The 25,941-nt window shown below is 33.1% G+C and carries 17 protein-coding genes, 2 tRNA genes and 3 rRNA genes; 6 read left to right on the top strand and 16 right to left on the bottom strand.

The annotated features are described in order from the left end of the window. Positions 1-171: 171 nt before the first annotated feature. From DY168_RS01795 to DY168_RS01785, 3 genes are all read left to right on the top strand, one after another. Positions 172-1,290 (top strand): ISAs1 family transposase, encoded by a 1,119-nt coding sequence (locus tag DY168_RS01795; protein WP_115640208.1) that lies wholly within the window; start codon positions 172-174, stop codon positions 1,288-1,290. 209 nt (positions 1,291-1,499) lie between these two features. Continuing rightward, a tRNA-Pro gene (locus DY168_RS01790) sits at positions 1,500-1,575 on the top strand. A gap of 264 nt (positions 1,576-1,839) precedes the next feature. Next, entirely contained in the window at positions 1,840-3,186 is a 1,347-nt protein-coding gene (locus DY168_RS01785) for a [Fe-Fe] hydrogenase large subunit C-terminal domain-containing protein (protein ID WP_115640207.1), read from the top strand. Positions 3,187-3,357: 171 nt separating this feature from the next. Here the strand turns inward: DY168_RS01785 and DY168_RS01780 are convergent, their stop codons facing one another. From DY168_RS01780 to DY168_RS01755, 6 genes are all read right to left on the bottom strand, one after another. Then, complete coding sequence (locus DY168_RS01780) at positions 3,358-4,245, bottom strand: LicD family protein (protein WP_115640206.1); 888 nt, start codon at positions 4,243-4,245, stop codon at positions 3,358-3,360. A gap of 143 nt (positions 4,246-4,388) precedes the next feature. After that, entirely contained in the window at positions 4,389-5,498 is a 1,110-nt protein-coding gene (locus DY168_RS01775) for a glycosyltransferase (RefSeq protein WP_115640205.1), read from the bottom strand. A gap of 66 nt (positions 5,499-5,564) precedes the next feature. Then, entirely contained in the window at positions 5,565-6,416 is an 852-nt protein-coding gene (locus DY168_RS01770; RefSeq protein ID WP_115640204.1) for a LicD family protein, read from the bottom strand. 116 nt (positions 6,417-6,532) lie between these two features. Beyond that, positions 6,533-7,522 carry a LicD family protein gene (locus DY168_RS01765; protein WP_115640203.1) on the bottom strand — a complete coding sequence of 330 codons (990 nt, stop codon included), beginning with the start codon at positions 7,520-7,522 and terminating at the stop codon, positions 6,533-6,535. Between the two features lie 49 nt (positions 7,523-7,571). Then, on the bottom strand, positions 7,572-8,660 hold the full coding sequence (locus DY168_RS01760; RefSeq protein WP_115640202.1) for a glycosyltransferase family 4 protein: 1,089 nt from the start codon (positions 8,658-8,660) through the stop codon (positions 7,572-7,574). Between the two features lie 11 nt (positions 8,661-8,671). Further along, on the bottom strand, positions 8,672-10,015 hold the full coding sequence (locus tag DY168_RS01755) for an O-antigen ligase family protein (RefSeq protein WP_115640201.1): 1,344 nt from the start codon (positions 10,013-10,015) through the stop codon (positions 8,672-8,674). Between the two features lie 318 nt (positions 10,016-10,333). Between DY168_RS01755 and DY168_RS01750 the strand changes: the two genes are divergently transcribed. Beyond that, complete coding sequence (locus tag DY168_RS01750) at positions 10,334-11,170, top strand: polysaccharide deacetylase family protein (RefSeq protein WP_115640200.1); 837 nt, start codon at positions 10,334-10,336, stop codon at positions 11,168-11,170. A 122-nt stretch (positions 11,171-11,292) separates the two neighbouring features. On the opposite strand, the gene DY168_RS01745 is transcribed toward DY168_RS01750, so the two are convergent. From DY168_RS01745 to DY168_RS01705, 9 genes are all read right to left on the bottom strand, one after another. Beyond that, positions 11,293-12,039 carry a peptidylprolyl isomerase gene (locus DY168_RS01745; RefSeq protein WP_115640199.1) on the bottom strand — a complete coding sequence of 249 codons (747 nt, stop codon included), beginning with the start codon at positions 12,037-12,039 and terminating at the stop codon, positions 11,293-11,295. Positions 12,040-12,233: 194 nt separating this feature from the next. Then, positions 12,234-13,712: an ISLre2 family transposase gene (locus DY168_RS01740; RefSeq protein WP_115640198.1), complete on the bottom strand. Its 1,479-nt coding sequence runs from the start codon at positions 13,710-13,712 to the stop codon at positions 12,234-12,236. A gap of 273 nt (positions 13,713-13,985) precedes the next feature. After that, on the bottom strand, positions 13,986-15,671 hold the full coding sequence (locus DY168_RS01735) for a prenyltransferase/squalene oxidase repeat-containing protein (RefSeq protein WP_115640197.1): 1,686 nt from the start codon (positions 15,669-15,671) through the stop codon (positions 13,986-13,988). 459 nt (positions 15,672-16,130) lie between these two features. After that, positions 16,131-16,206, bottom strand: a tRNA-Phe gene (locus tag DY168_RS01730). A gap of 9 nt (positions 16,207-16,215) precedes the next feature. Beyond that, positions 16,216-16,332: ribosomal RNA gene (gene rrf / locus DY168_RS01725) — 5S ribosomal RNA — on the bottom strand. A 48-nt stretch (positions 16,333-16,380) separates the two neighbouring features. Then, positions 16,381-19,285: ribosomal RNA gene (locus DY168_RS01720) — 23S ribosomal RNA — on the bottom strand. A 459-nt stretch (positions 19,286-19,744) separates the two neighbouring features. After that, positions 19,745-21,256 (bottom strand): 16S ribosomal RNA (locus DY168_RS01715). Together the 16S, 23S and 5S rRNA genes with 1 tRNA gene alongside form the textbook arrangement of a ribosomal RNA operon. A 520-nt stretch (positions 21,257-21,776) precedes the next feature. Next, positions 21,777-22,523, bottom strand: coding sequence for an NAD-dependent protein deacylase (locus DY168_RS01710; RefSeq protein ID WP_115640196.1), 747 nt, complete (start codon positions 22,521-22,523; stop codon positions 21,777-21,779). Positions 22,524-22,564: 41 nt separating this feature from the next. Further along, a complete protein-coding gene (locus DY168_RS01705) occupies positions 22,565-23,614 on the bottom strand; it encodes a patatin-like phospholipase family protein (protein ID WP_115640195.1) in 1,050 nt (349 codons plus the stop codon). A gap of 166 nt (positions 23,615-23,780) precedes the next feature. Here DY168_RS01705 and DY168_RS01700 point away from each other — a divergent pair, with 166 nt between their 5' ends. Further along, positions 23,781-24,197: a hypothetical protein gene (locus DY168_RS01700; protein ID WP_115640194.1), complete on the top strand. Its 417-nt coding sequence runs from the start codon at positions 23,781-23,783 to the stop codon at positions 24,195-24,197. A 368-nt stretch (positions 24,198-24,565) separates the two neighbouring features. Beyond that, the gene (locus DY168_RS14585) at positions 24,566-24,718 is read left to right on the top strand and encodes a hypothetical protein (protein WP_172556234.1); all 153 of its coding nucleotides are present in this window, start codon (positions 24,566-24,568) and stop codon (positions 24,716-24,718) included. Positions 24,719-24,919: 201 nt separating this feature from the next. Here DY168_RS14585 and DY168_RS01695 read toward each other — a convergent pair whose 3' ends face one another. Then, positions 24,920-25,849: a CPBP family intramembrane glutamic endopeptidase gene (locus DY168_RS01695; RefSeq protein WP_115640193.1), complete on the bottom strand. Its 930-nt coding sequence runs from the start codon at positions 25,847-25,849 to the stop codon at positions 24,920-24,922. Between the last annotated feature and the right edge of the window lie 92 nt (positions 25,850-25,941).

Raw genomic sequence — 25,941 nt, 5'->3', positions numbered from 1 at the left:
GTTTGTAAAATCCTTCTATAAGAAAACTCCATTTAAACTTAAAACTTATTGTATAATTATATCACACACCAATGTTATCAGGGCAATTGCATTTAAAAACTTGAGTTAAATCCCTTTACATAGTAGAATTTATTTAATAATATTACTAATGTAAAGGGGATTTTTATAATTATGTATAACGAACTTTCAAATTCTTTTATAAGCATTTCAGACCCAAGAGATAATAATTCAAAACATAAGCTTATTGATATACTAACAATAGCAACTTGTGCAATAATATGCGGAGCCGATACATGGACAGATATAGCTCAATATGGCACATCAAAACAAGAGTGGTTTTCAACATTCTTAGAGCTTAATCATGGGATACCATCCCATGATACTTTTGGAAGAGTATTTTCTATTATTAATCCAAAAGAATTTCAGGAAGCGTTTATTAAGTGGATCAAAGATATTTCTGATAAAGTTACTGGTGACGTAATTGCCATAGATGGCAAGACAGTTAGGCATTCCTTTGATACAAGTAACAATAAATCAGCTATTCATATGGTAAGTGCATGGTCAAATCAGTTGGGTTTAGTTTTAGGTCAGATAAAGGTTAATGATAAATCAAATGAAATAACAGCAATTCCAGAATTATTAGATAAGATAGATATAAATAAATCTATAGTAACAATTGATGCTATGGGTACTCAAAAAAATATAGCTAAAAAAATAATCAAAAAGGGCGGAGATTATGTTTTAGCTTTAAAAGGTAATCATAAAAACTTTTCCAACGATATAAAATACTTTTTTGAAGAAGAATCTAAGAATAAATTTGCTGATGTTGAATATAGTTTTTTCAAGACTACTAACAAAGACCATGGCAGAATTGAAACACGTAAACATTACTTAATTAACGATTTAAACTGGCTTTCACAGAAGTCAGAGTGGAAAAACCTAAATAGTATAATTATGGTTGAATCTGAAAGAACCATAGGCGATAAAACATCTAAAGAAAGAAGATATTATATTTCGAGCTTAACAGAAAATGTTGAAAAAGTTGCTGATGCCATTAGAAAACATTGGGGAATAGAGAATAGCTTACATTGGATTTTAGATATTGCTTTTAGAGAAGATGATAGCCGAATAAGAATTGAAAATGCAGCTGAAAACTTTGCCATTTTAAGGCACATAGCTTTAAACTTATTAAAAAATGAAAAATCAGTAAAGATTGGTGTAAAAGCTAAAAGGCTCAAATCCGGTTGGGATAATGATTATTTAAAAAAGGTTTTAACTTCAATCCAATAGGAATATCGTTTTCATAAAGTTATTACAGTTCTAATATCTTAAGTAAACGTTATATTAAACTTCTGTATTTTCAAGTGCAACAATATCCTTATACTACCAAAATATGATTAAACTTTAGCTCATTACAATATAAGGATGCAATTGCCCTGCCAATGTTATTAATATACATTGACTTATAAGAAAAATTGTACTATAATAAGTTTTGTTAGCGGGGTGTAGCGCAGATGGGAGCGCGCGTGGTTTGGGACCATGAGGTCGCAGGTTCAATCCCTGTCACCCCGACCAAAAAAAGAGATATAGTTTTCTATATCTCTTTTTTTGATTTAAATTTTTATACTATATTTTTGTGAATATCTAATTTAACCTTATTAAAATCTATAATTATTATAGTTATTATAAAATCCCTATTTTTCTTCGTGAATATTTATGAAAATATCATATCTAAGTTTATATAATATAATCATAAATATTGGTATAATATTCTTATATTAATGACAAACTCTTATAATAGGACCTATAGTAAGCTGTTACTATGGAAGGAGGATTTTTATGAATAAAAAATATAATGATATCTTTAAGCTCTTGGTTTCAAGTTATTATAATGATACTTTTGATACACAGGTAGAGAGCCTACTTAAAGATGAGGTAACTAATAAAGAGACCTTAGGTAAAGTAATTTCTACCTTATGTGGTGTAGATATTGATTATGGTGAGGATTTTATAGTTAGCCTAAAAAAGGCTATTACTGCTTACCAATCAAAAAATAGAGTAGTAGAAAAGTTAAATAATTGTAATATGAATTGCTCTAAAGATGGCAAGACTACTGCATGCCAAAGCGTCTGCCCTTTTAACGCCATATTGGTGGACCCAATAAAAAAGACAACTTACATAGATATAGACGCTTGTGCTGATTGTGGTCTTTGTGTTGAGGCCTGTGATAATGGTAACCTTGTAGATAGGGTAGAATTTTTGCCTGTACTAGATTTACTTAAATCTGGTAAGCCTGTAATTGCAGCTGTAGCCCCTGCAATTTCTGGTCAATTTGGTGAAGATGTTACCATGGATCAGTTAAGAGCTGCATTTATAAAATTAGGATTTAAGGATATGGTAGAGGTAGCTTTCTTTGCTGATATGCTAACCTTAAAAGAAGCCGTAGAATTTGATCACCTTGTGAAAACTAAGGAAGACCTTATGATTACTTCTTGTTGCTGTCCTATGTGGGTAGGCATGCTTAAAAGGGTGTATTCAGACCTTGTTAAATATGTATCACCTTCTGTGTCACCTATGATAGCTTCTGGCAGAGTTTTAAAAGCCTTAAATCAAGATTGCAAGGTTGTATTTGTAGGTCCTTGTATAGCTAAAAAAGCTGAGGCTAAAGAAAAGGATCTTGTGGGAGACATTGATTATGTTTTAACCTTCCATGAACTTCGTGATATATTTGAAGCCTTAGATATAAATCCTTCAACTCTTACTGGTGTTCCTTCTATGGAATACGCATCTAAAGGCGGAAGATTATATGCAAGAACTGGCGGGGTATCAAAGGCAGTATCCGATGCACTTGAAGATATGTATCCTGAAAAACATAAGTTATTAAACCCAATTCAAGCAAACGGTGTTAGAGAATGTAAGGTTGTACTAGAACAAGTTAAAAACGGAACCCTTAAAGCTAACTTTATAGAAGGCATGGGCTGCATTGGAGGTTGTGTTGGTGGTCCTAAAGCACTAATCCCTAAAGAGGACGGTAAAAGATTTGTAGATGACTTTGCAACAGCTTCCACTATAAAAGTTGCTACTCATAGCGAAATAATGGATGATATCCTTGGTAGAATAAATATAACCTCTAGAAAAGACTTCACTGACGAAAAGAAAATAGAAATTTTCGAAAGGCATTTTTAGAGTTAAATCTACTACTATAAAAAGCTTACAGTTATAAATTAAACTGCAAGCTTTTTTATTATCTCTTTGTTCTATCATCTTTTGTTTTATTATATCTTTTTATTACATCTTTTATTACATTTGTTTATTGTTTTGCTGAAATATGTCTGTTTTTGTTTCATCTTTAATTTCTTATTTTAAGCCTATAAAGATTGAATGCATTTCTCGTTCCTCTTCTTTTGGAAGGCTCATGTAATCTCCATAAGCTTTTGTAAGTACAGAATTGAAATCTTTTGGACCCCAAAACTTTTCACCTTCAAATTCCATAAGTGTTAATGGAAAAATTTCTTGTTCACTAAACTCATTTGGCCATGTAAGATCTACTCCATAATAAAGATTAGGTGACTTTGACCTCTTGCTCCATTTTAAGGTAGAGTATAATATTTTTCTAACTGCCCTATAGGGTATAAGTTTACCTATAAGTTGAAGGAATGACCTTGTTATAGACTTTATATTTATACCATCTTCAAAGCTAATATCCATTTTCATATTAATTAAAAGCTTAGATAATCCTTTTTGAACTCCATGCTTTAATCTTGTATCCGGAACCCTATCTAGAGGGAATATGTCAATGTATATACCGTTATTATAGGTTTTTTCTTCTTCACCCTTTTCTATAAGCACACTACTATTATGTCTTATCTTCATAGGTATATTGTACAAATCATAATTTGGATCTGTATCTACTGTCTGTAAAAAAAGCTCCTTTGGTAGCTCATCTTTTGCTACTTCTTTAAATATTTCATAATCATTTCTAGGCATTGCTATATCCAAATCATCATCCCAAGGTATAAATCCCTTATGCCTTACTGCACCTAAAAGTGTTCCATCTGTAATAAAATATGTTAGACCATACTTTTCCGATAGTCTGTGTACTTCTTTTAGTATATTTAGCATTATACCTTGAGCTTCCTTTAAGGAGCAAGCTGTAGCTATAGTGTTAATATCATTTTCCTTAACTCTACTGCATAAATGATCATCTACATCATCTAGGGCACTTAATTCATCTTTTATTGACATTATTTATCTTCTCTCCATTACAATTATAATTAATCTAGGTTCAATATTAATTTTATATAAATCTAGATTCTTTTAATTTTATTTTATTTTCCAAACTCTATTATACTATATTTTCTAAATTCTGTTTTACCTTCTAAGCTTTATTATACTATATTTTCATAAATATCTTGAAGATTATTTATATATATATCTATATTATAGTTTTCAAACAAGTGCTTATATGCATTTTCAACCATTATATTTCTTTCATCTTTTAGGTAATATATTTTAGTCATAGCTTCATAAAGACTCTTTTCATCTCTTACTTTTAGTATTATACCATTAAAATTATCCTGAATAAGATTTTTAACACCTGCAACAGGGGTTGAAATCACTGGTATCTTCATTGCCATAGCTTCTAATACAGCCATAGGTAGTCCTTCTAACTTTGAGGGTAATATAAATGTATCGAACATATTAAGATAGCTATATACATCCTTTTGGTATCCTTCAAGTAATACCTTTTTCTCTAGTCCATAATCTTTTACCATAGCCTCTAATCTTTCTCTCTCTGGCCCATCCCCTACTATTACAAGCATACTTTCTGGTATCTCTTTACATATCTTATTAAAACTATTTATTAAAAGATCTACCCCTTTTATATCTAAAAGCCTCCCAAGAAAACCAAATACATAGGTATCATTTTTAATATTAAGCTTATGTCGCATTTCTTCTTTTGGAATTATAGATTTATCCTTAAGTTCATTAAAGTTAAAAGAATTATTTAATACCTTAATCTTATCTTTTGAAATTTTATTATTATATTTTATATAATGTTCTTTTACCATATCTGAACAGGCAATGGATAATTTATAGCTATCCCTGTAAAATGCGTCTATATACTTTAACGGGGACATGCCTTCAAGCCAAGGATAAGAACTATGCATATGTGATATAACTGGTATCTCAAGCCCTCTAGAAGCTATTTTCGCTGCTATGGATGCCTTAACGTCATGAGCATGCAAGATATCTATTGAGCTTTCCTTTAAATAAGCTTTAAACTTTCTTATTTCCCTAGGATTTAATGAACTAAGATCTGCCACATAAGTTTTAATTCCTGCATTTTCGTATAAACATTTAAGGTCACCACCCTTGCAAAGGGCAAAGGGCGAAAATCTTTCTTTATCTAAATTGCTTTCAATATCTAAAACTACCTTTTCAGCACCACTTAATTTATCTGTAGTAACTACATGCATGACTTTTAACTTTTCCATAACGTCCTCACCTTCTATTTAAATAAACTTTAAGATGCCTACATAATATAAGCACCTTAATCTATCCTACTCTTTAATTATTAGCTCTAAGTTATGTGGTATTCTTTCATTTTCAGGGGGTAACTCCATGTAATTTCCAAAAAGTTTAGTAAGATATGCATCATAGTTACCTGGTGCATAAAAACTACCATCTTCAAATTGAATTTCTGTTAATGGAAACACATCTTTCTTTTCAATATGAAAGTTCCAATAGGCAACTTCCATTGAATACCCTATAATATCAGTGTTTGTACCCTTAGACTTTTCTACATATTTATCTATTTTTCTATATATATAATCAAAAACCTTTTTCTTTTCCATGAATGTAAATGGGAATAATACAACCCTTGCAAAAAACTTTATAATATTTTTTATAAATATCTTTTTGTTTTTAACTTTTTCGAAGGGCTCTTTTACTAAAATTAATGTCCTATATATATAGTTAAACTTTTTCTTATACTTTAAGTACTTACCCGTGTCAGTATAATCATCCATTGGAAATATATCAATAAATAAACCATTATGATAATTTCCTATCTTATATTCTACAATCTCACTATTATTATCTCGAACCTTAGTCCAGAGCATATCATATTCTAGGTCTGAATAATTAGTTTGTAAAAATAAGTGTTTTGGTAGCTTTTTCTTAGCTATAAGCTTAAATCTTTCATAGTCAGCTCTTGGCATTACAATATCTATATCGTCATCCCAGGGTATGAAACCTTTATGTCTTGCTGCCCCTAAAAGAGTGCCTGAATCTAACCAATAGCTTATATCATTTTCCCTACATATTTTATCTACATCTTTTAATATTTCAAGCATCCTTCTTTGAGCTTTTTGCAAATTACTTTCCTTAGTATTATCAGCCTTATTATCCATTTTTACACCTCATAATCTTAAAAATATATATTTAAACTTTTATCCAATATTTATTTTAAGAATCTTATATTTCTTAGAACTTTATATTTCTTAGAATTTTATATTTTGTAGAACTTTTAATAATAAAATCCTCTATTAAGTTCTTCCTCTTCTTCTTTTGTTAATACAGACTTTAGACTAAGATTGTGATAAACTTGCTTGTCTACCTTTGGTATTTGCATATAATCTCCGTATAACCCTCGTAAGATAGCATCTGTATTTCTTGGAACCATAAACTCTGAATCTTCAAATTTCATTTTTTCAGTAATTGGTAATATATCTTCTTTATTAAAAACTACATCCCAATTTAAAACTTCTGTGCCATAGCCGTAATTAGTCTTAGGATTTTCCTTCATCTTCTCTATTCTTTTGTTTTTAGACTTTATATTCATCTCATATATTTTATTATAATCAAATATAGCAAATATAAAAAATATTATTTTCAAAAGAATTTTAATTATATTTTTAGGAAGATTCATTCCTTTTAAAAATGGCTTTTTTAAGGGTGCATTTATAGCTTGTACTTTTATATATGAAAGTTTATGTATTTTCTCAACAAAGTTTCTTTTAAAGAAATTATTAGAATAAGAATCCATTGGAAATATATCAATATAAAGTCCTTGATGATACTTAGCATCTTCTGATAAAACTATTTTACTTTTTCTATCCTTTATTTGAGTCCATGTATTCCCTGCAAATTCTGTGTTATCTAAGTTTTGTATATATAGATCTTCTGGAAGTTCATCTTTTGCAATTTTTAAGAACTTTTCATAGTCTTCTCTTGGCATTGCTATGTCTATATCATCATCCCAAGGTATAAATCCTTCATGTCTCACAGCACCAAGAAGTGTACCAGCATCTATCCAGTATGTTAATGAATTTTTTTCACAAACATATGCTACTATCTTTAGTATCCTAAGTAGTATTAACTGGCATTGTCTAAGTTCAGTTTCCTGTAAGTTTTCTAATCTTTTATCTGGAAACAATTCGTCAAAATTAACCTTATTCTGACCTTTTAAACCTTCTTCAATATCTTCTTTAAGTTTTTCTTTATATACTAATTCCATATATATACCCCTTTTGTACTTATTGGTTTAATATTATATATCCTATAAACTACAATTTCATAAACAAATTATAATAATCTTCTTTAATCTTATCCCAATGAAATAACTCTCTAGCCTTTTCGTATCCCTTTTGATTTATATCATCATCTCTTAAGCTATCCAATATTAATAAAGATAAATCATCTTCATTCTTATTATAAAATCTAACTTCATCCTGGTTAAAATATTTTGCAATAGGAAGATCTGATGATATTATAACATGTTTTTTATGAAGAAGTGACTCTACTATAGACATACCAAAAGTTTCAAACTCACTTATTTGAATGAATACATCCATTTGATTATATATATTATTCATCATATTAGTATCTACATATCCTGTAAATACTATGTGATCGTAATCTTCATACTTATCCATTATGTCTATAGCGTACTCACTATCCTTTTCTCCAGTTACTAACAAATAAGAACTTTCATAAAGACCTTTATTATTTATAAAGCTTTGTAATATTATATCTATGTTTTTTATCTTCCTTACTCCTACAGTAAATAATATATTTTTATCTGATTCAATATTATAAAGAGTTCTTATATCTATATCTTCTTTTATGGATATTATGCTTACACCGTTATTTATAACTTCAATGTTTTCTTCTAAAAGCAAAGGATAATACTTTAGAACTTCTAATTTTAAGTCTTTTGAGACGGCTATTATTTTATCACATCTTTTTAAGAAGACTCCTTCAATAAAAACATGCCTTGCCTTAAAGGATCCATTTATAGTCTTTTCTTTTTTCACCAATCCATGCATTGTGTAAACTATTTTAACCTTATGCTTAAACTTTAGGTAAATAGCATATAGAGCAATGGCTGAGTGGTACCTTGCAATATATATGACCTTTATATCTTTATCTTTTATATAAGAAGATATATGCTTTAAATCCCCTCTTGCTTCTCTTTCATTTATATTTTGAAATTCTACATTTTCGCCTGGTGACTCGTCTGTCTGTAATCCATAAAAATAAAAGTCTTCTTTATCTTTAGAAAGTCTATTATAAAGAATATTCCCTATCTTTTGAGGCGCTGAGGTTATATCTTCTTCATTATCCCATCTTACGCCTATAAATAATACATTCATTAACTTCACCCCTATTTCCTTGTTAAAAGGGTACTTCCGTAACCTAATACAAGGTTAGTTATTATAGACATAAACCCTATCTCTCCCATATAAACTTCTTCCATCTGCATGTACATAAATGTTACAGCTAATAAAATAATTATAATGGAGGATTCCATCTCTACTTCTCTACGTTTTATCATATTAATAAAAAGTTTCAGTGGTATAGCAAAATACATTGCTAAAAATAGCACAAGTCCAAGTACTCCATTAGATGCAAAATACCTAACTAAAGTGTTATGATAGCTTATTCTATCTACCCCTTCACTTCTTTCACTTATAACATTTATCACATCTATTCTATCCAAAACATTGTATTTTAATCCATCTCCAAAACAAATGTATTCTGTGTAATTATCACCTACAGCATTCCATATAATACTTCTATTATTAAAGCCTTTGCTGTTTTTTTCCTTCAACATATTTTCTGCTGTTCTTTCTTCCTCAACAGTCTCCTTATGAAGTAACTCATTGATGTATCCTCTATGCTGTGGAAGCTTTATAATTGAAAGCATTATTAAATTACATATTATAAATAGTATAACATTGTTTTTAGAAAATATTTTAACTAACAATTCTTTCTTTTTAATAAAAAACAGAATAAGAATAAATATAAAATATGCAATTAAAGATACGATGCTTGTTCTAGATACTGTTAAATATATCATGTACATTTGAAATATTAATAAAAATGTGGTGTACTTATTACTCTTTTTATTTAATCCTTCTATAAATAAATTAAATCCACATATAATTGATATAAAAAGATAAGTTCCAAATCCATTTACGTTTCCATACATAGCTGCTGGATTGTAAGGATGCCAGTCACTTATAACTACTCCAAAAACCTTATTAGATAAAGTTATGAATTGATATAGTCCTATAACTGAATGGAATACACCTAATATGAATATATATTTTGATATATTATGTATTAAAATCTTTTTATTTTCTTTTGTTATATTATCAATGTAAATTTCAGTTAAAATCACATAAAATATAATCATAAACCAAACTTTAAATGTATATAACAATGATCCTCGTCCATTATAATTATATAAATAACTTATGCTAACCCATAAAGTGTATAGGATAAGAATTATATTATACCTATTAGTTACTAGCCTTTTTATACCCGTATTCCACTTAAAATCTTTTAGGATTAAAAACGCATAGGTAAATGATAATAAGAAAAACCCTATCCAAAAGGCTTTCATCCCTACATAATCTAATGAATACCATCCTGTCGTTGATACAAATAGTATAATTATCGGTATAAGTGTCTCTATATATGACTTTTTACTTTTACTGGTCAATCCAGCACCTCCTAGTTATATGAAAGTTTATATTTCAATTTATAATCCTATCACTTTAGTTGATTTTATGCAATAAATAGAGTATATAAATAATTAAATTTACTGTCAAGTAATAACACTCTTATTGAGTGTTATACCTATTAATATGAGCATAATTGCTTAAACCTTCTGACACTTTTAATATGTTTAATACAAACGTTACTATTTTGTAATTTTTATGGTGTTATTTTAGGTTTATAATTGTAATGGATATTGACTTAATTTTAATAAAGAATATATTCTTTATTAAAACTTTTTTTGATTATTGGAGGTGTTAATGTGAAGTCTAAAAATACAACAAAATCATCAACAAAATCTTTTCATCATAAAACTTTGTTACTAGTAACCCTTTCTCTTATATCAGTTTTACTTGTATCCTTTACATTTTATCAAAAGTTTGAAGATAAAATACCTGTTTTAATGTATCATTCCGTTCAAGAAACTAAGGTTTCTGAAATAACTATAAGTAAAAAGTGCTTTGTAAAACAATTAAAATATTTAAAAGCTAATGGCTTTAAAACTTTAACCTTAGACGAGCTATATGATCATCTTAATTCAGGTAAAAAGATTCCTAAAAAAAGTGTAGTATTGACCTTTGATGATGGATACAAAGATAATTACACCAAGGTATATCCTCTATTAAAGCAATATGGATTTAAGGCTACAGTTTTTGTACAAACTGATAAAACAGATAAGGATGATTACTTCTTAACTTCTTCACAGATTAAAGAGTTAAGTGAAAATGGGGTAGAAATAGGATCTCATACCGTAACCCATAAAGATCTTTCTACTTTATCTAATGAAGATCAAGAAAAAGAATTATCAGATTCAAAGATTATTCTAGAAAAGATAATAGGTAAACCTGTTAACTACATAGCTTATCCTTATGGTTCTTGTAATGATGAATCAAAAAAGATAGCGAAGAACCTAGGTTATAAAGGTGCTATAGGAATCCTAGATGAATATACCAATGAGGATACTGATATTTTTGAAATCAGTAGGAGGGCCGTTATTGAAGATATGGACAACTTCCTTGGTAAAGTTGAAAAGAATAATTATTATATGGGTAAATATAAGTTTAGAAAACTTAGAAGAATAATATCTTCTAAATTTTAATTACTATTAAGCGCTTATGTATGACATTTTCAATAAGAAAATAAAAAAAGGTACCTTTTTTATAAAGGCACCTTTTTTATTTATCTTATTATCTTTGTGTTCAAACTTCTCTTGAGATTTAATTATTTCTCATATTCTACATTATATTTTATTTTTAATTCTTCTGTCATATCCATATACTTTTTGTTTTGTTTTTCTTGAAAAAGATTCTCTTTTATAATATCTCTAACTTCTTCTAATGGCTTAACTTTAGGTTCTGATTTTTGTTCAGTTTTTATAATATGATATCCAAATTGAGTTTGTACAGGTCCGCTTATCTCTCCAACATTTAATTTAAATGCTGCTTCTTCAAACTCAGGAACCATTTTTCCTCTTGTAAAGTTTCCAAGGTCACCGCCATTTTGGCTAGATGGACAAGATGAATGTTTTTTTGCTGCATCTTCAAAACTTAATCCATTTGCCATTTCTTCTTCTATTTTCTTAGCTTTTTCTAAAGAATCTACTAAGATATGCTTAGCACTTACTGACTCTTCTTCTTTAAACATATTACCATTTTCGGCATAAAATAATGCTATTTCTTCATCTGTAATAGGCGTTTCAGCTAAAACCCTAGCTATAGTGAATTGAGTTAATAATTCCTTTTCCATCTTATTTGCATGATCTAAAAATTCTTTATCACTATCAAATCCTAGTTCTTTTCCGTGCTTATACATAAGTTCAAAAGAAATTATTTGCTCTAATAATTGTTTTCTTCCAATCTCTGAATCTATGTAAGATTGTCTTTCCTTTGGAAATCTCTTCATTGTTTCTTCTACGTCATTTTGAGTAATGCTTACATCCCCAACTCTAGCTAAAACTTTATTTTCCATAATAACTCTCCTTAAAATAATATTATTTCGCTTTAAATTGTTGCGATACTACTATATTAACATAAATACCCTAGGGTGTTAAAGAACAATCACTAAAGAGTTTGAGTCAAGTAAAAGTGGGCAACTATTTTATTTAATTTATTATCCATTATTTTACATGGGGTATTTATAATTTACCCTACCCATTTTTATTCTTAATTGTAACTAAGATCTCCAAATCCTTTTAATCCACAAAGTTTTTGTATTACTTTTCTTCCCAAGGTAACCGCGGCTCCACTATAAGGAATAGGCGCGGTATGTATCTTATATTCTTTAGATTTCGTACCCTTTTTATTAACCGCGGAAGCGGATAAAGGTATTTCACGAATTACAGTATCTATAACGCCCTTCGGTATAATGTTTTTATAGATCTTATCCAAGGTACTAAATAATCTATTGCTAAACTTTTCTGCTAAAATTTTAGATAAGTTATCGGCTCCATTAATAGACCAGCTCATTTTTCTACCTTTCATTCTATGTGCTAACACATCGCAAATGTTATGTTCCATAGTCCCTAATTGCCTATATTCTATCCCTTCGGGTGCCGTAGGCATAGTTATATTGTCTCTTAATTTATATAGAACTAGGCCCTCTTTATTATGTACAAAATAGTCATATAGCTCTGTAAGCTTTTTAAAAACAACTTCATCTTTATTATTTTCTATCATCATGTTAACAATTTTTTCCAACCCTTCATCAACTTTCCCTTGCCTAAATAACTTAAGTAAGACTTTCTGTTCTTTTTTATCACTTACTTTTCTAATAATTGCTTGGCTTATATGAAATGGATCCAGTTGAAAGTGTATGTCTTGATCTTCACAGGTTGCTTTTATCCACTTTGCACCATCTCCATTTAATATCCTAGTTTCTATTTCATCAACATTATACTTTTCAGCAATGGTTGCTTCCGCAACTTTTTTAAAGTGGCTAGAACTATTAAAACTTGCACAAACAGTTTTATCAATAACAACATATTCTTTTTTACTGCCTGGACGCAACTTCCAACCTGTATAAGATACTGCTAATTTAAGTTCTTTTTTTCTATTCTTACCCTTTGGTCTATCTTTTCCCTGAATGGATAACCATACACCGTCTTGCTCCTGAAATAGCACTGGTACTTCCTTTTCGCCTTTCAACGCACCTTTTTCATTTAGTTCAATCTTACGCTTTTCTAGTTCATTTATCTTTTCTCCAACCGTTTGAACTATGTTCCAAACTCCTTGAGCACTAATTTCCTGATTACACATTGTTTTTATATTTTCAGCTGTTTTTCTAAAAGATACTTCTGACACGTTAGTTAAAATAGTTTCTACAAGATTTATAGATACATTACCTATGGTGTCCATGCCTAGATACTCATCTAAAAGGAACTTAGTAGCTGTTTTACCATCTTCAAGTTCAAACTGATAGATACGTCTTGAATATTCAACATCCCCCATAATCGTTCTTAAACAAGTCTTTTTAAGTCCCTTATTTCTATATACTTTAATCTCTCTTTCTTTAAGTAGCTTTTCATCTAAAGCTTCCAACACATTTTTTAAAACATTGCAGGCTTCATCACAAACTATCTTATAAATCTTTTTCTCTATTTCCTTGAAAGTTAAGCCGTTTTCATTTAAACTAACATTATACATAAATTCAACTCCATTCAGTTTTGTGTTTGCAACTTAATTATAATGGATAATTTATGTATTGGGGAGATGTTTTTGCATCTCCTTTTATTTATATAGTTTTTTATACTAGTTCTGCCTACTAAAATTATACTCTAACCACTAAAGAACAAAGATTTCACATTAAAGTCCCCATTAAAACTTTGTCCCTACTTAAGTTTACTTATATAAGTAAACTTAAGTAGGGCATATAATTTCCTAATCAACCTTTTAACTATTACTTATATTAGTTGATCTTTATCTTCTTTTTAGTTTTATTCCAAACCCTGCTAATATAAACATAACTCCAGTCATAAGAAATGGTAAACCTCCAAGTCCACCAGTTCGTGGAAGTAAAATTCTCCCTTCTGGTTTAACTTCTGGTTTAACCTCTGGTTTAACTTCTGGTTTAACCTCTGGTTTAACCTCTGGTTTAACCTCTGGTTTAACCTCTGGTTTAACCTCTGGTTTAACTTCTGGTTTAACCTCTGGTATAACCTCTGGTATAACTTCTGGTATAACTTCTAGTTTAACCTCTGGTATAACTTCTGGTATAACTTCTAGTTTAACCTCTGGTATAACCTCTGGTATAACTTCTGGTATAACTTCTGGTATAACTTCTGGTTTAACTTCTGGTTTAACCTCTGGTTTAACTTCTAGTTTAACCTCTGGTTTAACTTCTGGTATAACCTCTGGTATAACTTCTGGTATAACTTCTGGTATAACCTCTGGTATAACTTCTGGTGTTGGAGCTTGTCCACTGTTTACTAAATCCTTTCCAACTTTATAAATATTATATGCTTCTTTATTTTCATTGAATTTAGAGTAGGAAACTAATGCACGGAAGCTTTGCTCTGTTGCCATTCCGTTATGTTTATTATCCTTATATCCAAATCCTGTACCATCTTCTACGATAAATTTAAATAATCCATCTACAACATTCTTATCATTTTTAATAAACTTTGTATCTCTTAATGAATCTACACCTAAAGCACTTAAAGTATTAATTACCATAGCTGTAGAGTTAGAATTTGATCCTGCTGCTGTTTTATCATAACTATATGAACCATCTTCTAACTGCATATCTATTAATAACTTAATTGCTTTCCCAATGGAAGTACTTACCTTATTGTAAACCTCTTCACTTAGGCCAGCTTCTTTAGCATCTTTTGCCACATAATATGGAGCTAAACTATGCATAGCCATTGCAGTCATATCTACATCTTCTCCACGACCAGCTAATGCCCATCCACCCTTTTTACTTTGCTTATCTAAAATCATAGTAATAATTTGTTCTCTTGTATACTTTGAATTTTGTGGCAGTATATATTCACCAGAATCATAAGCTACAAGACCAAATATAGTTGCATTTACTAATGATGCTAAGTTCTTATTAGCTAAAGCCTCTAAACCATTAACTGTATTAATACCATTAGATATTTTTGACACATCAATTCCAATAGAACTTAATCCGATAATAGTTCTTTCTATTTCATATATATTATTACTACTTGCCATGATTTCATAGCCTTCTTTTAGGAATTCATCTTTATTTGTTAAACTTTCTCTATCACCATTGGCTACTACAGACAGTATTGCCCAAGGATCCTTAGTATCTTTTAAACTATTGGAAATATTATCTTTTACCTCATTAACTTTCTTAATACTTTCTAGTATAGACTCACTATCCTCTTTTTGGACTTCAGGTTGTCTTACTACTTCACCTTTAACTTGTTCTGGGTAACTTCCATCAACCTTAACCCACATGATTCCCTCTAATGTATTAGTATTTAATTGTTCTACAAACTTTTGTTGTTGCATTTCTACAGTAGTTTTGCCTACTCCATTATTATGTGAACTATTAGGCGTTAAAAGATTCTTATCATAAAAGGCATCCTTATATATTCCTGCAATACCTAAAGATCCTTTAGTTCCTGTTCCCACAGCATATGTATTTTTAATATTTCCACCCTTATTCCATCCTGCTACTATCCCACTTCTAGTTGCATATTTAGGCTTAAATGATATAAATTAAGTGTAAAATCCGTAACCGTTTTCACATGTTGCATCAACTTTAACCTTTCACCATGTTTTTATTAAGTCTAATATAGAAATCTAAATATAATGTTACATTATGTCATTAAAGGTTGGTTTCTGAAAACATAGGTTGGATTTACTTCTAATTTAGAATAAGGTAATTTCAAGCTTTTGTCAATAAAATCGCCTAAAAAAGTTGATATTATTCATTAAAGTTCCAATAAAGGATGGTTTGTAATAATCAATTTAATTAGATAATTATTATGTTTATGTGTAATAAAAGTTATAACTTGCTTTAAAGTAGGTACTTTAATATAAATATTTATGCAAAAATAAAAAGCCTAGTATTAACTAGACTTTTTATCATGGTGGCTAGACCAGGAATCGAACCAGGGACACGAGGATTTTCAGTCCTCTGCTCTACCGACTGAGCTATCCAGCCAAAGTTTTAACCCGGCGACGACTTACTCTCCCACAAGGCCTCCCTTGCAGTACCATCAGCGCTTTAGTGCTTAACCATCCTGTTCGGAATGGGAAGGGGTGTTACCACTAAGCCATAATCACCGGATCTTTGAAAGAACTTGTTCTTTCAAAACTGCATATGGTTTAAAATAATTTGGTCAAGCCCTCGACCTATTAGTATCAGTCAGCTTAATACATTACTGTACTTACACCTCTGACCTATCAACCTCGTGTTCTTCAAGGGGTCTTACTAGCTTACGCTATGGGAAATCTAATCTTGAGGTGGGCTTCACGCTTAGATGCTTTCAGCGTTTATCCCGTCCCGACATAGCTACCCAGCAATGCCACTGGCGTGACAACTGGTACACCAGAGGTCAGTCCATCCCGGTCCTCTCGTACTAGGGACAGCTCCTCTCAAATTTCCTACGCCCGCGACGGATAGGGACCGAACTGTCTCACGACGTTCTGAACCCAGCTCGCGTGCCGCTTTAATGGGCGAACAGCCCAACCCTTGGGACCTACTTCAGCCCCAGGATGCGACGAGCCGACATCGAGGTGCCAAACCTCCCCGTCGATGTGGACTCTTGGGGGAGATCAGCCTGTTATCCCCGAGGTAGCTTTTATCCGTTGAGCGATGGCCCTCCCACGAGGTACCACCGGATCACTAAGTCCGACTTTCGTCCCTGCTCCACTTGTAGGTGTCGCAGTCAGGCTCCCTTCTGCCTTTGCACTCTTCGAACGATTTCCGACCGTTCTGAGGGAACCTTTGAGCGCCTCCGTTACTTTTTAGGAGGCGACCGCCCCAGTCAAACTGCCCACCTAACAATGTCCGGCACCCAGTTTCATGGGTATCCGTTAGAACCTCAGTACTGTCAGGGTGGTATCCCAAGGATGACTCCACTGAAGCTGACGCCCCAGTTTCTCAGTCTCCCACCTATCCTGTACAGACAATACCGAAATTCAATGCTAAGCTACAGTAAAGCTCTACGGGGTCTTTCCGTCCAATCGCGGGTAGCCAGCATCTTCACTGGCACTACAATTTCGCCGGATTTGCAGTTGAGACAGTGCCCAAGTCATTACGCCATTCGTGCGGGTCAGAACTTACCTGACAAGGAATTTCGCTACCTTAGGACCGTTATAGTTACGGCCGCCGTTTACTGGGGCTTAAGTTCATACCTTCGCTTACGCTAAGCATTCCCCTTAACCTTCCAGCACCGGGCAGGCGTCAGCCCCTATACTTCAGCTTTCGCTTTAGCAGAGACCTGTGTTTTTGCTAAACAGTTGCTTGGGCCTATTCTCTGCGGCCTACTTGCGTAGGCACCCCTTCTCCCGAAGTTACGGGGTCAATTTGCCGAGTTCCTTAACTGCAATTCTTCCGATGGTCTTAGGATTCTCTCCTCATCTACCTGTGTCGGTTTGCGGTACGGGCACTACTTTGCTCCCTAGAGGCTTTTCTTGGCAGCGTGGAATCAGATACTTCGGTCAAAATGACCTTCCCCATCACACCTCAGAATTGCCTGAACGGATTTTCCTATCCAGACTCCCTAAGTGCTTAGACTAGCATCCAATAGCTAGCACATCTTATCCTCCTGCGTCACCCCATTGGTAATAACGCTACATAGTGGTATCGGAATATCAACCGATTGTCCATCGCCTACGCCTTTCGGCCTCGGCTTAGGTCCCGACTAACCCTGGGCGGACGAACCTTCCCCAGGAAACCTTAGATTTTCGACCACTAGGATTCTCACCTAGTTCTCGCTACTTATGCCAACATTCTCACTCCTGTACCGTCCACCGCTCCTTTCGGTACGACTTCAGCCAGTACAGGACGCTCCTCTACCGCGTACATAAATGTACACCCATAGCTTCGGTGATAGATTTTAGCCCCGAACATCTTCGGCGCGGGATCTCTCGACTAGTGAGCTATTACGCACTCTTTTAATGAGTGGCTGCTTCTAAGCCAACATCCTAGTTGTCTTTGAAATCCCACATCCTTTTCCACTTAATCTATACTTTGGGACCTTAGCTGATGGTCTGGGCTGTTTCCCTTTTGACTACGGGCCTTATCACTCGCAGTCTGACTGCCGGACTAATAGTATGTGGCATTCGGAGTTTGATAGAGTTTGGTAACCTATACGGCCCCTAGCCCATTCAGTGCTCTACCTCCACTACTCACATCCGACGCTAGCCCTAAAGCTATTTCGAGGAGAACCAGCTATCTCCGGGTTCGATTGGAATTTCTCCGCTATCCACAGCTCATCCCATGGTTTTTCAACACCAATTTGGTTCGGTCCTCCACAGAATTTTACTTCTGCTTCAACCTGGCCATGGATAGGTCACCCGGTTTCGGGTCTACGACATGCAACTATTTGCCCTATTAAGACTCGGTTTCCCTTCGGCTCCGTACCTTAAGTACTTAACCTCGCTACATATCGTAACTCGTTGGCTCGTTCTACAAAAAGCACGTCATCACACACATAAGGTGCTTTGACCGGTTGTAGGCACACGGTTTCAGGTTCTATTTCACTCCCCTTCCGGGGTTCTTTTCACCTTTCCCTCACGGTACTTCTTCACTATCGGTCATCAAGTAGTATTTAGCCTTGGGAGGTGGTCCTCCCTGCTTCCCACAAGGTTTCACGTGTCTCGTGGTACTCTGGATCAGATCTTAGGCTTTATCCTTTCGTCTACGTGGCTATTACACGCTGTGGCTCAACTTTCCAGTTGTATTCGACTAAAATTACCGCCATGTTAATGATCTGTCCGCAACCCCAGAAATAAATTTCTGGTTTGGGCTCTTTCCTTTTCGCTCGCCGCTACTCGGGAAATCGAATTTTCTTTCTCTTCCTCCAGGTACTTAGATGTTTCAGTTCCCTGGGTGTACCCTTATATACCTATTTATTCAGTATACAATACATGGGGTTTACCCATGTGAGTTTCCTCATTCGGAAATCTTCGGTTCACAGCCTATTTGCGGCTACCCGAAGCTTATCGCAGCTTATCGCGTCCTTCGTCGGCTCTTGATGCCAAGGCATTCGCCATGTGCCCTTTGTAGCTTGACCTTCGTTCGTTATAACCTTCGCACTACTTCGTTAGCTGCCTCAGTCTGGTGCTCATTTACATTAGTAAATTCCGCTCCTCCTTCGTTGCTTCCTCGTATTACTCAGTTCTAACTTCACTCAGAGAGTTTTTAAAAGTTTAATCATATTAAAATACAATTAAAGCTTAGTAAATAATCAATGAGTTATCATTTCAATCTTACAAAAGATTTTTCTTTTTAAAGTTTTACTTTGCTTTTAAACCATATGCAGTTTTCAAAGAACAAAAGCAGACATCCAAAATCTACGATTTTGAGATGGTCGCTTTCATCTCCAAAAGGAGATGTTTCAATGCTACTTCTCATATAATGAGAAGCTCATTTCATGAAAGATACTTGATCTTTCAAAATTGAACAGAAAGATAAATTCCAGCTAGTATTAAGAGTTATAGACTAGCTATAATCTTAATACAGTTCTCCATAGAAAGGAGGTGATCCAGCCGCAGGTTCTCCTACGGCTACCTTGTTACGACTTCACCCCAATCGCTGACCCTACCTTCGGCCGCTGCCTCGCTTACGCGTTAGCACACGGACTTCGGGTATTGCCAACTCTCATGGTGTGACGGGCGGTGTGTACAAGGCCCGGGAACGTATTCACCGCGACATTCTGATTCGCGATTACTAGCAACTCCGGCTTCATGTAGGCGAGTTTCAGCCTACAATCCGAACTGGGACGAGTTTTTTGAGTTTTGCTCCACCTCGCGGTATTGCGTCTCGTTGTACTCGCCATTGTAGCACGTGTGTAGCCCTAGACATAAGGGGCATGATGATTTGACGTCATCCCCACCTTCCTCCTGGTTAACCCAGGCAGTCTCGCTAGAGTGCTCAACTAAATGGTAGCAACTAACAATAAGGGTTGCGCTCGTTGCGGGACTTAACCCAACATCTCACGACACGAGCTGACGACAACCATGCACCACCTGTCTTCCTGCCCCGAAGGGCTTCCCTAATTACAGGTAATTCAGGAGATGTCAAGTCTAGGTAAGGTTCTTCGCGTTGCTTCGAATTAAACCACATGCTCCGCTGCTTGTGCGGGCCCCCGTCAATTCCTTTGAGTTTTAATCTTGCGATCGTACTCCCCAGGCGGGATACTTAGTGTGTTAACGACGGCACGGAGGATTGGTATCCCCCACACCTAGTATCCATCGTTTACGGCGTGGACTACCAGGGTATCTAATCCTGTTTGCTCCCCACGCTTTCGAGCCTCAGCGTCAGTTATGGTCCAGAAAGTCGCCTTCGCCACTGGTGTTCTTCCTAATATCTACGCATTTCACCGCTACACTAGGAATTCCACTTTCCTCTCCCACACTCTAGATACCCAGTTTGGAATGCAGCACCCGGGTTGAGCCCGGGTATTTCACATCCCACTTAAGTATCCGCCTACGCTCCCTTTACGCCCAGTAAATCCGGACAACGCTTGCCACCTACGTATTACCGCGGCTGCTGGCACGTAGTTAGCCGTGGCTTCCTCCTCGGGTACCGTCATTATCGTCCCCGAAGACAGAGCTTTACGACCCGAAGGCCTTCATCACTCACGCGGCGTTGCTGCATCAGGCTTTCGCCCATTGTGCAATATTCCCCACTGCTGCCTCCCGTAGGAGTCTGGGCCGTGTCTCAGTCCCAATGTGGCCGATCACCCTCTCAGGTCGGCTACGCATCGTGGCCTTGGTGAGCCGTTACCTCACCAACTAGCTAATGCGCCGCGGGTCCATCTCATAGCGGATTACTCCTTTAATAACTTTATCATGCGATAATGCTATGTTATGGGGTATTAATCTTCCTTTCGGAAGGCTATCCCCCTCTATGAGGCAGGTTACCCACGTGTTACTCACCCGTCCGCCGCTAAGTTATTCCCGAAGGAATAACTTCGCTCGACTTGCATGTGTTAAGCACGCCGCCAGCGTTCGTCCTGAGCCAGGATCAAACTCTCAATTTAAAAGTATACTCCAAATCTTCGATTTGGCGTGGACTTTTACTCCTCAGCTTTGCTGAGTGAGTTTCCATTTTCAGAATATCTGAATCTAGATTCTCTAAGTAAGTTTAATCTACTCAATTACATAATTCAAAAGAATTGCTGGTCTTTGTATATCTTTTCTGTTCAATTTTCAAAGATCATGTACTTCTTTGTCGAAGTACTTTGTAAGTATATCATCTGTTTTCTTAGTTGTCAACAAGTTTTTTTAGAAACTTTAATTTCTTTATACATTGTAGTCAACTTTTGATGAATCTTGTGCGGCTCTCTCGAGTGCTCATTTATAATAACATGATATTAACTTGCTGCAATGGCTACTATATACCGTATAGGCTAATTATATTGTAATTTCATCTATTTACTATTTATATCTAACTATATCTTAAGTAGATACACTAGGAAGTGTTTTTCTTGTAAAATACATCATACCATTGGACTATTTTATATTACAGACCTAATGTTCCACCTAAGCTAACATTTAATGTTACCTAATAGCCTTATCTAAACTCTCTCCTATGCTTCCTCTTATAACTAAATTACACTTCTTATCATATTTAGTTGGGGTCTTATTAATTAAGACTAAAGTTTCCCCATTAAAATACCTAATCAGTCCTGCCGCTGGATATACTACAAGTGAAGTTCCTCCTATAATTAATGTATCAGCCTTAGATATAAAGGAAATAGCATTTTCCATAGATTGATTATTTAGTGGCTCTTCATAAAGTACAACATCTGGTCTTACAGTTCCACCGCAATAACTACAGAATGGAACTATACTTTTGATTTTTAAAATATAATCTAATGAATACTGTCTTTTACATTTAACACAATAATTCTTATATAAAGATCCATGAAGTTCAATAACATTTTTGCTTCCAGCCTTTTGATGTAGATCATCAATGTTTTGAGTTATTATAGCTTTTAGTTTTCCTATGCTTTCTAATTTAGCTAATGCTAGATGAGCTTTGTTTGGTTTTGCATTTGGATAAATCATCTTAGCCCTAACAAACTTAAAAAATTCCTCTTCATGATTTAAAAAGAATCTATGACTTAACATTTCTTCTGGGTCGTAAATATTATTTGTATCATTACCATAAAGTCCATCTTCTGATCTAAAGTCTGGTATATTACTTTCTGTAGATACCCCAGCCCCACCAAAAAATACTATGTTATTACTTTTATCAATTATTTCTCTTAAACTATCTATTTCATTATTTTCTTCAAATTTCATATATAATCTTGCATCTCCTTTAACTTAACCTTTTTAAAATCTTATTTAATCTTATTATTTAATATTGTAATATCTTTAAGCTTTTGAAAAATGCCTTTTTTATTATTAATTCTTCTAAGCTTTCTAACATTTTTAAGGTTATTATCTACTACCCTCATATGCTTTATCCTCTTTACATTATCTTTAATAGATGTTTCATATTGCAAACCTTCTTCTAGGTTACTTTCTAATGGCTTCTTATTATCTCTTAGGTGTAGCTCTAAATCTTCACCTTGCTTAAAACTATCTAATACATTTTTAAAAATATTAAGCGTATCTTTGTAACCATCAATTATTCTTTCAATAGACCCAAAGTTAGTAAAGTCTAATGTACCACTTATCCATCCACCTTGATCCTTTGATGGTAAGATTTCTATTATATTAGCGTTTGGATATTCTTCTTTATTTATTCGATTTTCTTTATGAAAGTATATTACTATTATTGTACTGAATCCTTCATCATATAGTGGCTTTATTGGAATATTGTCTTTCATACCACCGTCAATATAATATTTTCCATCTATTAATACCTTATTAAAAACTAATGGTATAGATGTAGTTGCTGATAATAATAATCTTATATCCTCTTCTTCATATCCATTTACTTTAAAATACTTTGATTCTAAATCTGGTACACTTGTACAGTTTATATAAAAAGGTCGCTTTTCATTTTTTATAATCTCATAATCAATATTCTGATCAATTATTTCTAAAAGCCCTTCTCTTGTTACCGTTCCATACCTTTCCACTCTTTCAGCCCATTGAACTATATTTTCCAGCTTATTTCTAGATATCTCCATAAATATAAGATTTCTCAGTATAAGTCTTTTATCTACTGGAAGCATCTTTTCTTGTGATATATTTAACCACACATTTTCAGCACTTTCATAACGATTTTGCAAAAACATAGCACCATTTAAGGCTCCTATAGAAGTTCCAGATACACCATCTATATATTTATCTATCTCAAGCTCTTTTAAAGCCTTCCAAACTCCTACTTGATATGATCCTTTACCTCCTCCACCTGCAAATACAACTCCTATCTTACCCATTTTTACACCGCCTATAATTTTATGAATACCTGCATTTAAAGTTCAAGCATTATCTACAAGTTAATTATATACTAAAATTAATATAAATTTCTTAACATATGGTAAAATTTCTGCATCTTAAGAGTATAAATATAAAGTAACAATATAAGTTTTAGGAGTGAGCTTATTGTTTTTATTCTTTTTAATAGTAATTATACTTTTAGCCTCTTTAGCAATGTACTATTATTTAACTGAAAAGTTGGATAATCAAAGAAAACAACTTTTAATCTTAAGTAAACAAAATGATGTTTTAAGAGGAAAGTCTTCAAAGTCTAACAAATATCCATTTAATTTAAAAGACATTAAAATAAAATACAGTGCATCAGAGTTCCAAGAAGGTATAACATTAGAAAATACACCTCTTTACATTGCCCCTTACGTTGATAGCCCTCTTATTATTTACATGGAAAAACCACTTAGAGTTAATATCATAATTAAATCAGAGTTTTTGAATTGTACTTGGTATGAAGTTTCTTTAAATACAGATTCCCCTATAAACTGCAGAGGATGGATTAAATCTGATTTTATAAAACAATTTAGCTAAAATATCTACAAGTTTATTAGCCTTTTATTCTATGGCTATCATCCGTAACACGCCTATCCTCTTCAAGGTTATGGCTGACGGCTGCTACGCCCCTGGATAAGTTCTTCTAAAATTCAGATGGAGAGATGTATTTCTTATAATCAAACTCCAGTTGAATCTAAGAATCACTTTATGTATAAATTATTAATTCACTATAAAGGTTGTGTGAGTCTTCTGATAAATGTGATAAGATTATTTGAACAACTTATTTATATATGTTGAATATAATAAAGAAGTATTACCCATAATTATAATAGGTTAATTTAATTTGATTATTTCATTTTACGTACCTGTTACAACCTAATATATAATTCATAGGAGGCTATAATATGGAAGAAAACGTAATTATCATCCCTAGCAAGAAAAAAGACTTAGGCTTAATTAGCAAAAAGAGTTTAACCTTAGGGGTAGGCCTTGGAATAGCTATGGCAACTACAGTAGGTGTTGCATTATTTTTTAAGCATTTAACTAAAAACTCTTAATTCTATTATTTAAAATATGCATCGTCTATAATAAGTAAGGCTAAATCAAATTCATTCATTAAGTTAAATATAATAAACATAAATAAGAACAAAGACTTTCAGTTGAATAAAATGGAATCTATATAGATAGGCTTTTACTGTCTATCTTATAGATTCCATTTTAAAAATCTGAAAGTCTCTTTTTAGTTTTATAATACCTTTTTAAAAGTATTGGATGTATATATATATACAATAAAATACCACTGTGATAATAAAAGGTATATTTATCATAGATTCATTTTCTAATTCTATAGTATCATAATTTCCATTAGATACTTTACTAATATTTAAGGCTGGCTTATTATCTGTTGTTCTTTTTAATAGCTTTAATAAAAGCACTATTAATATAATTGATATTATAGCTATTACTCCAAGTGGAATAAGCGATTTGAAGATTTCCATTTTTGATGCTGTTTTAAGAGCTTCACTTGCTTCTTTAAATCCTGGAATGCTTAAAACTAACTTAGATAACAATACTTGAGTTCCATTAAACATAAAGTGACAAAACATGGTTGCATATATAGAGTTTGTAATTCTAACTATATAGGCAAATAATATTCCAAGTGCAAATGCATATAAAAACTGTTGAGGATTTAAATGTATGATCCCAAATATAAGACCACTCATTAAAGCTGCTTTTAATGTACTCTTTTTAGAATAACCTGAAAGCACTATTCCTCTCATTGTTATTTCTTCACAAATTGCAGGCATCACCGCCATAACAAATATCATAAACGGAAGTGAAAGTCCATCTAAAAGTTCAAAGGCCTCTCCAACTAAGTTTTCAAAAAATATATTAGATACCCCACCTAAAAATCCTGCTACAGGCCAGCTTAATAGCACTATAACTATAAGTATAAGAATTTGTTCAAATCCTATTGGATTTAACTTTAATGTATCTTTAATTGATTCCTTAGTTACAATGAAATATATTATTGCAGGAACTAATAAAAATATTAATTGGGTCAATATCATTAGTGTGGGTAGTGTTAAATTCATAGTTTTAAATATTGGTACTAATATCATTCCCCCAAGTACTTGTCCTACGACAACTATTAGAGCAAAGATATTAGCCTTTAATACAGGTTTCAATATTATCACCTAACTTTCAAAGATTTAAATTTATTATTTTGGCTTATTAATAAATACTATTCCATAATGTATATATTATAGTATATTGAGCA

Source organism: Clostridium putrefaciens (assembly GCF_900461105.1).
Taxonomy (GTDB): Bacteria; Bacillota; Clostridia; order Clostridiales; family Clostridiaceae; genus Clostridium_L; species Clostridium_L putrefaciens.
The sequence above is the reverse complement of the archived record's forward strand: the minus strand, read 5'-3'. Positions and strand labels throughout refer to the sequence as shown.

Bases quoted from the DNA above. Each gene is read 5' to 3' on its own strand.
- DY168_RS01770 (WP_115640204.1), bottom strand. From the start codon at position 6,416: ATGGATAATAAGGCTGATAATACTAAGGAAAGTAATTTGCAAAAAGCT.
- DY168_RS01775 (WP_115640205.1), bottom strand. From the start codon at position 5,498: ATGGAAAAGTTAAAAGTCATGCATGTAGTTACTACAGATAAATTAAGT.
- DY168_RS01745 (WP_115640199.1), bottom strand. From the start codon at position 12,039: ATGGAAAATAAAGTTTTAGCTAGAGTTGGGGATGTAAGCATTACTCAA.
- DY168_RS01785 (WP_115640207.1), top strand. From the start codon at position 1,840: ATGAATAAAAAATATAATGATATCTTTAAGCTCTTGGTTTCAAGTTAT.
- DY168_RS01740 (WP_115640198.1), bottom strand. From the start codon at position 13,712: ATGTATAATGTTAGTTTAAATGAAAACGGCTTAACTTTCAAGGAAATA.
- DY168_RS01760 (WP_115640202.1), bottom strand. From the start codon at position 8,660: ATGAATGTATTATTTATAGGCGTAAGATGGGATAATGAAGAAGATATA.
- DY168_RS01795 (WP_115640208.1), top strand. From the start codon at position 172: ATGTATAACGAACTTTCAAATTCTTTTATAAGCATTTCAGACCCAAGA.
- DY168_RS01780 (WP_115640206.1), bottom strand. From the start codon at position 4,245: ATGTCAATAAAAGATGAATTAAGTGCCCTAGATGATGTAGATGATCAT.
- DY168_RS01705 (WP_115640195.1), bottom strand. From the start codon at position 23,614: ATGGGTAAGATAGGAGTTGTATTTGCAGGTGGAGGAGGTAAAGGATCA.
- DY168_RS01765 (WP_115640203.1), bottom strand. From the start codon at position 7,522: ATGGAATTAGTATATAAAGAAAAACTTAAAGAAGATATTGAAGAAGGT.
- DY168_RS14585 (WP_172556234.1), top strand. From the start codon at position 24,566: ATGGAAGAAAACGTAATTATCATCCCTAGCAAGAAAAAAGACTTAGGC.
- DY168_RS01710 (WP_115640196.1), bottom strand. From the start codon at position 22,523: ATGAAATTTGAAGAAAATAATGAAATAGATAGTTTAAGAGAAATAATT.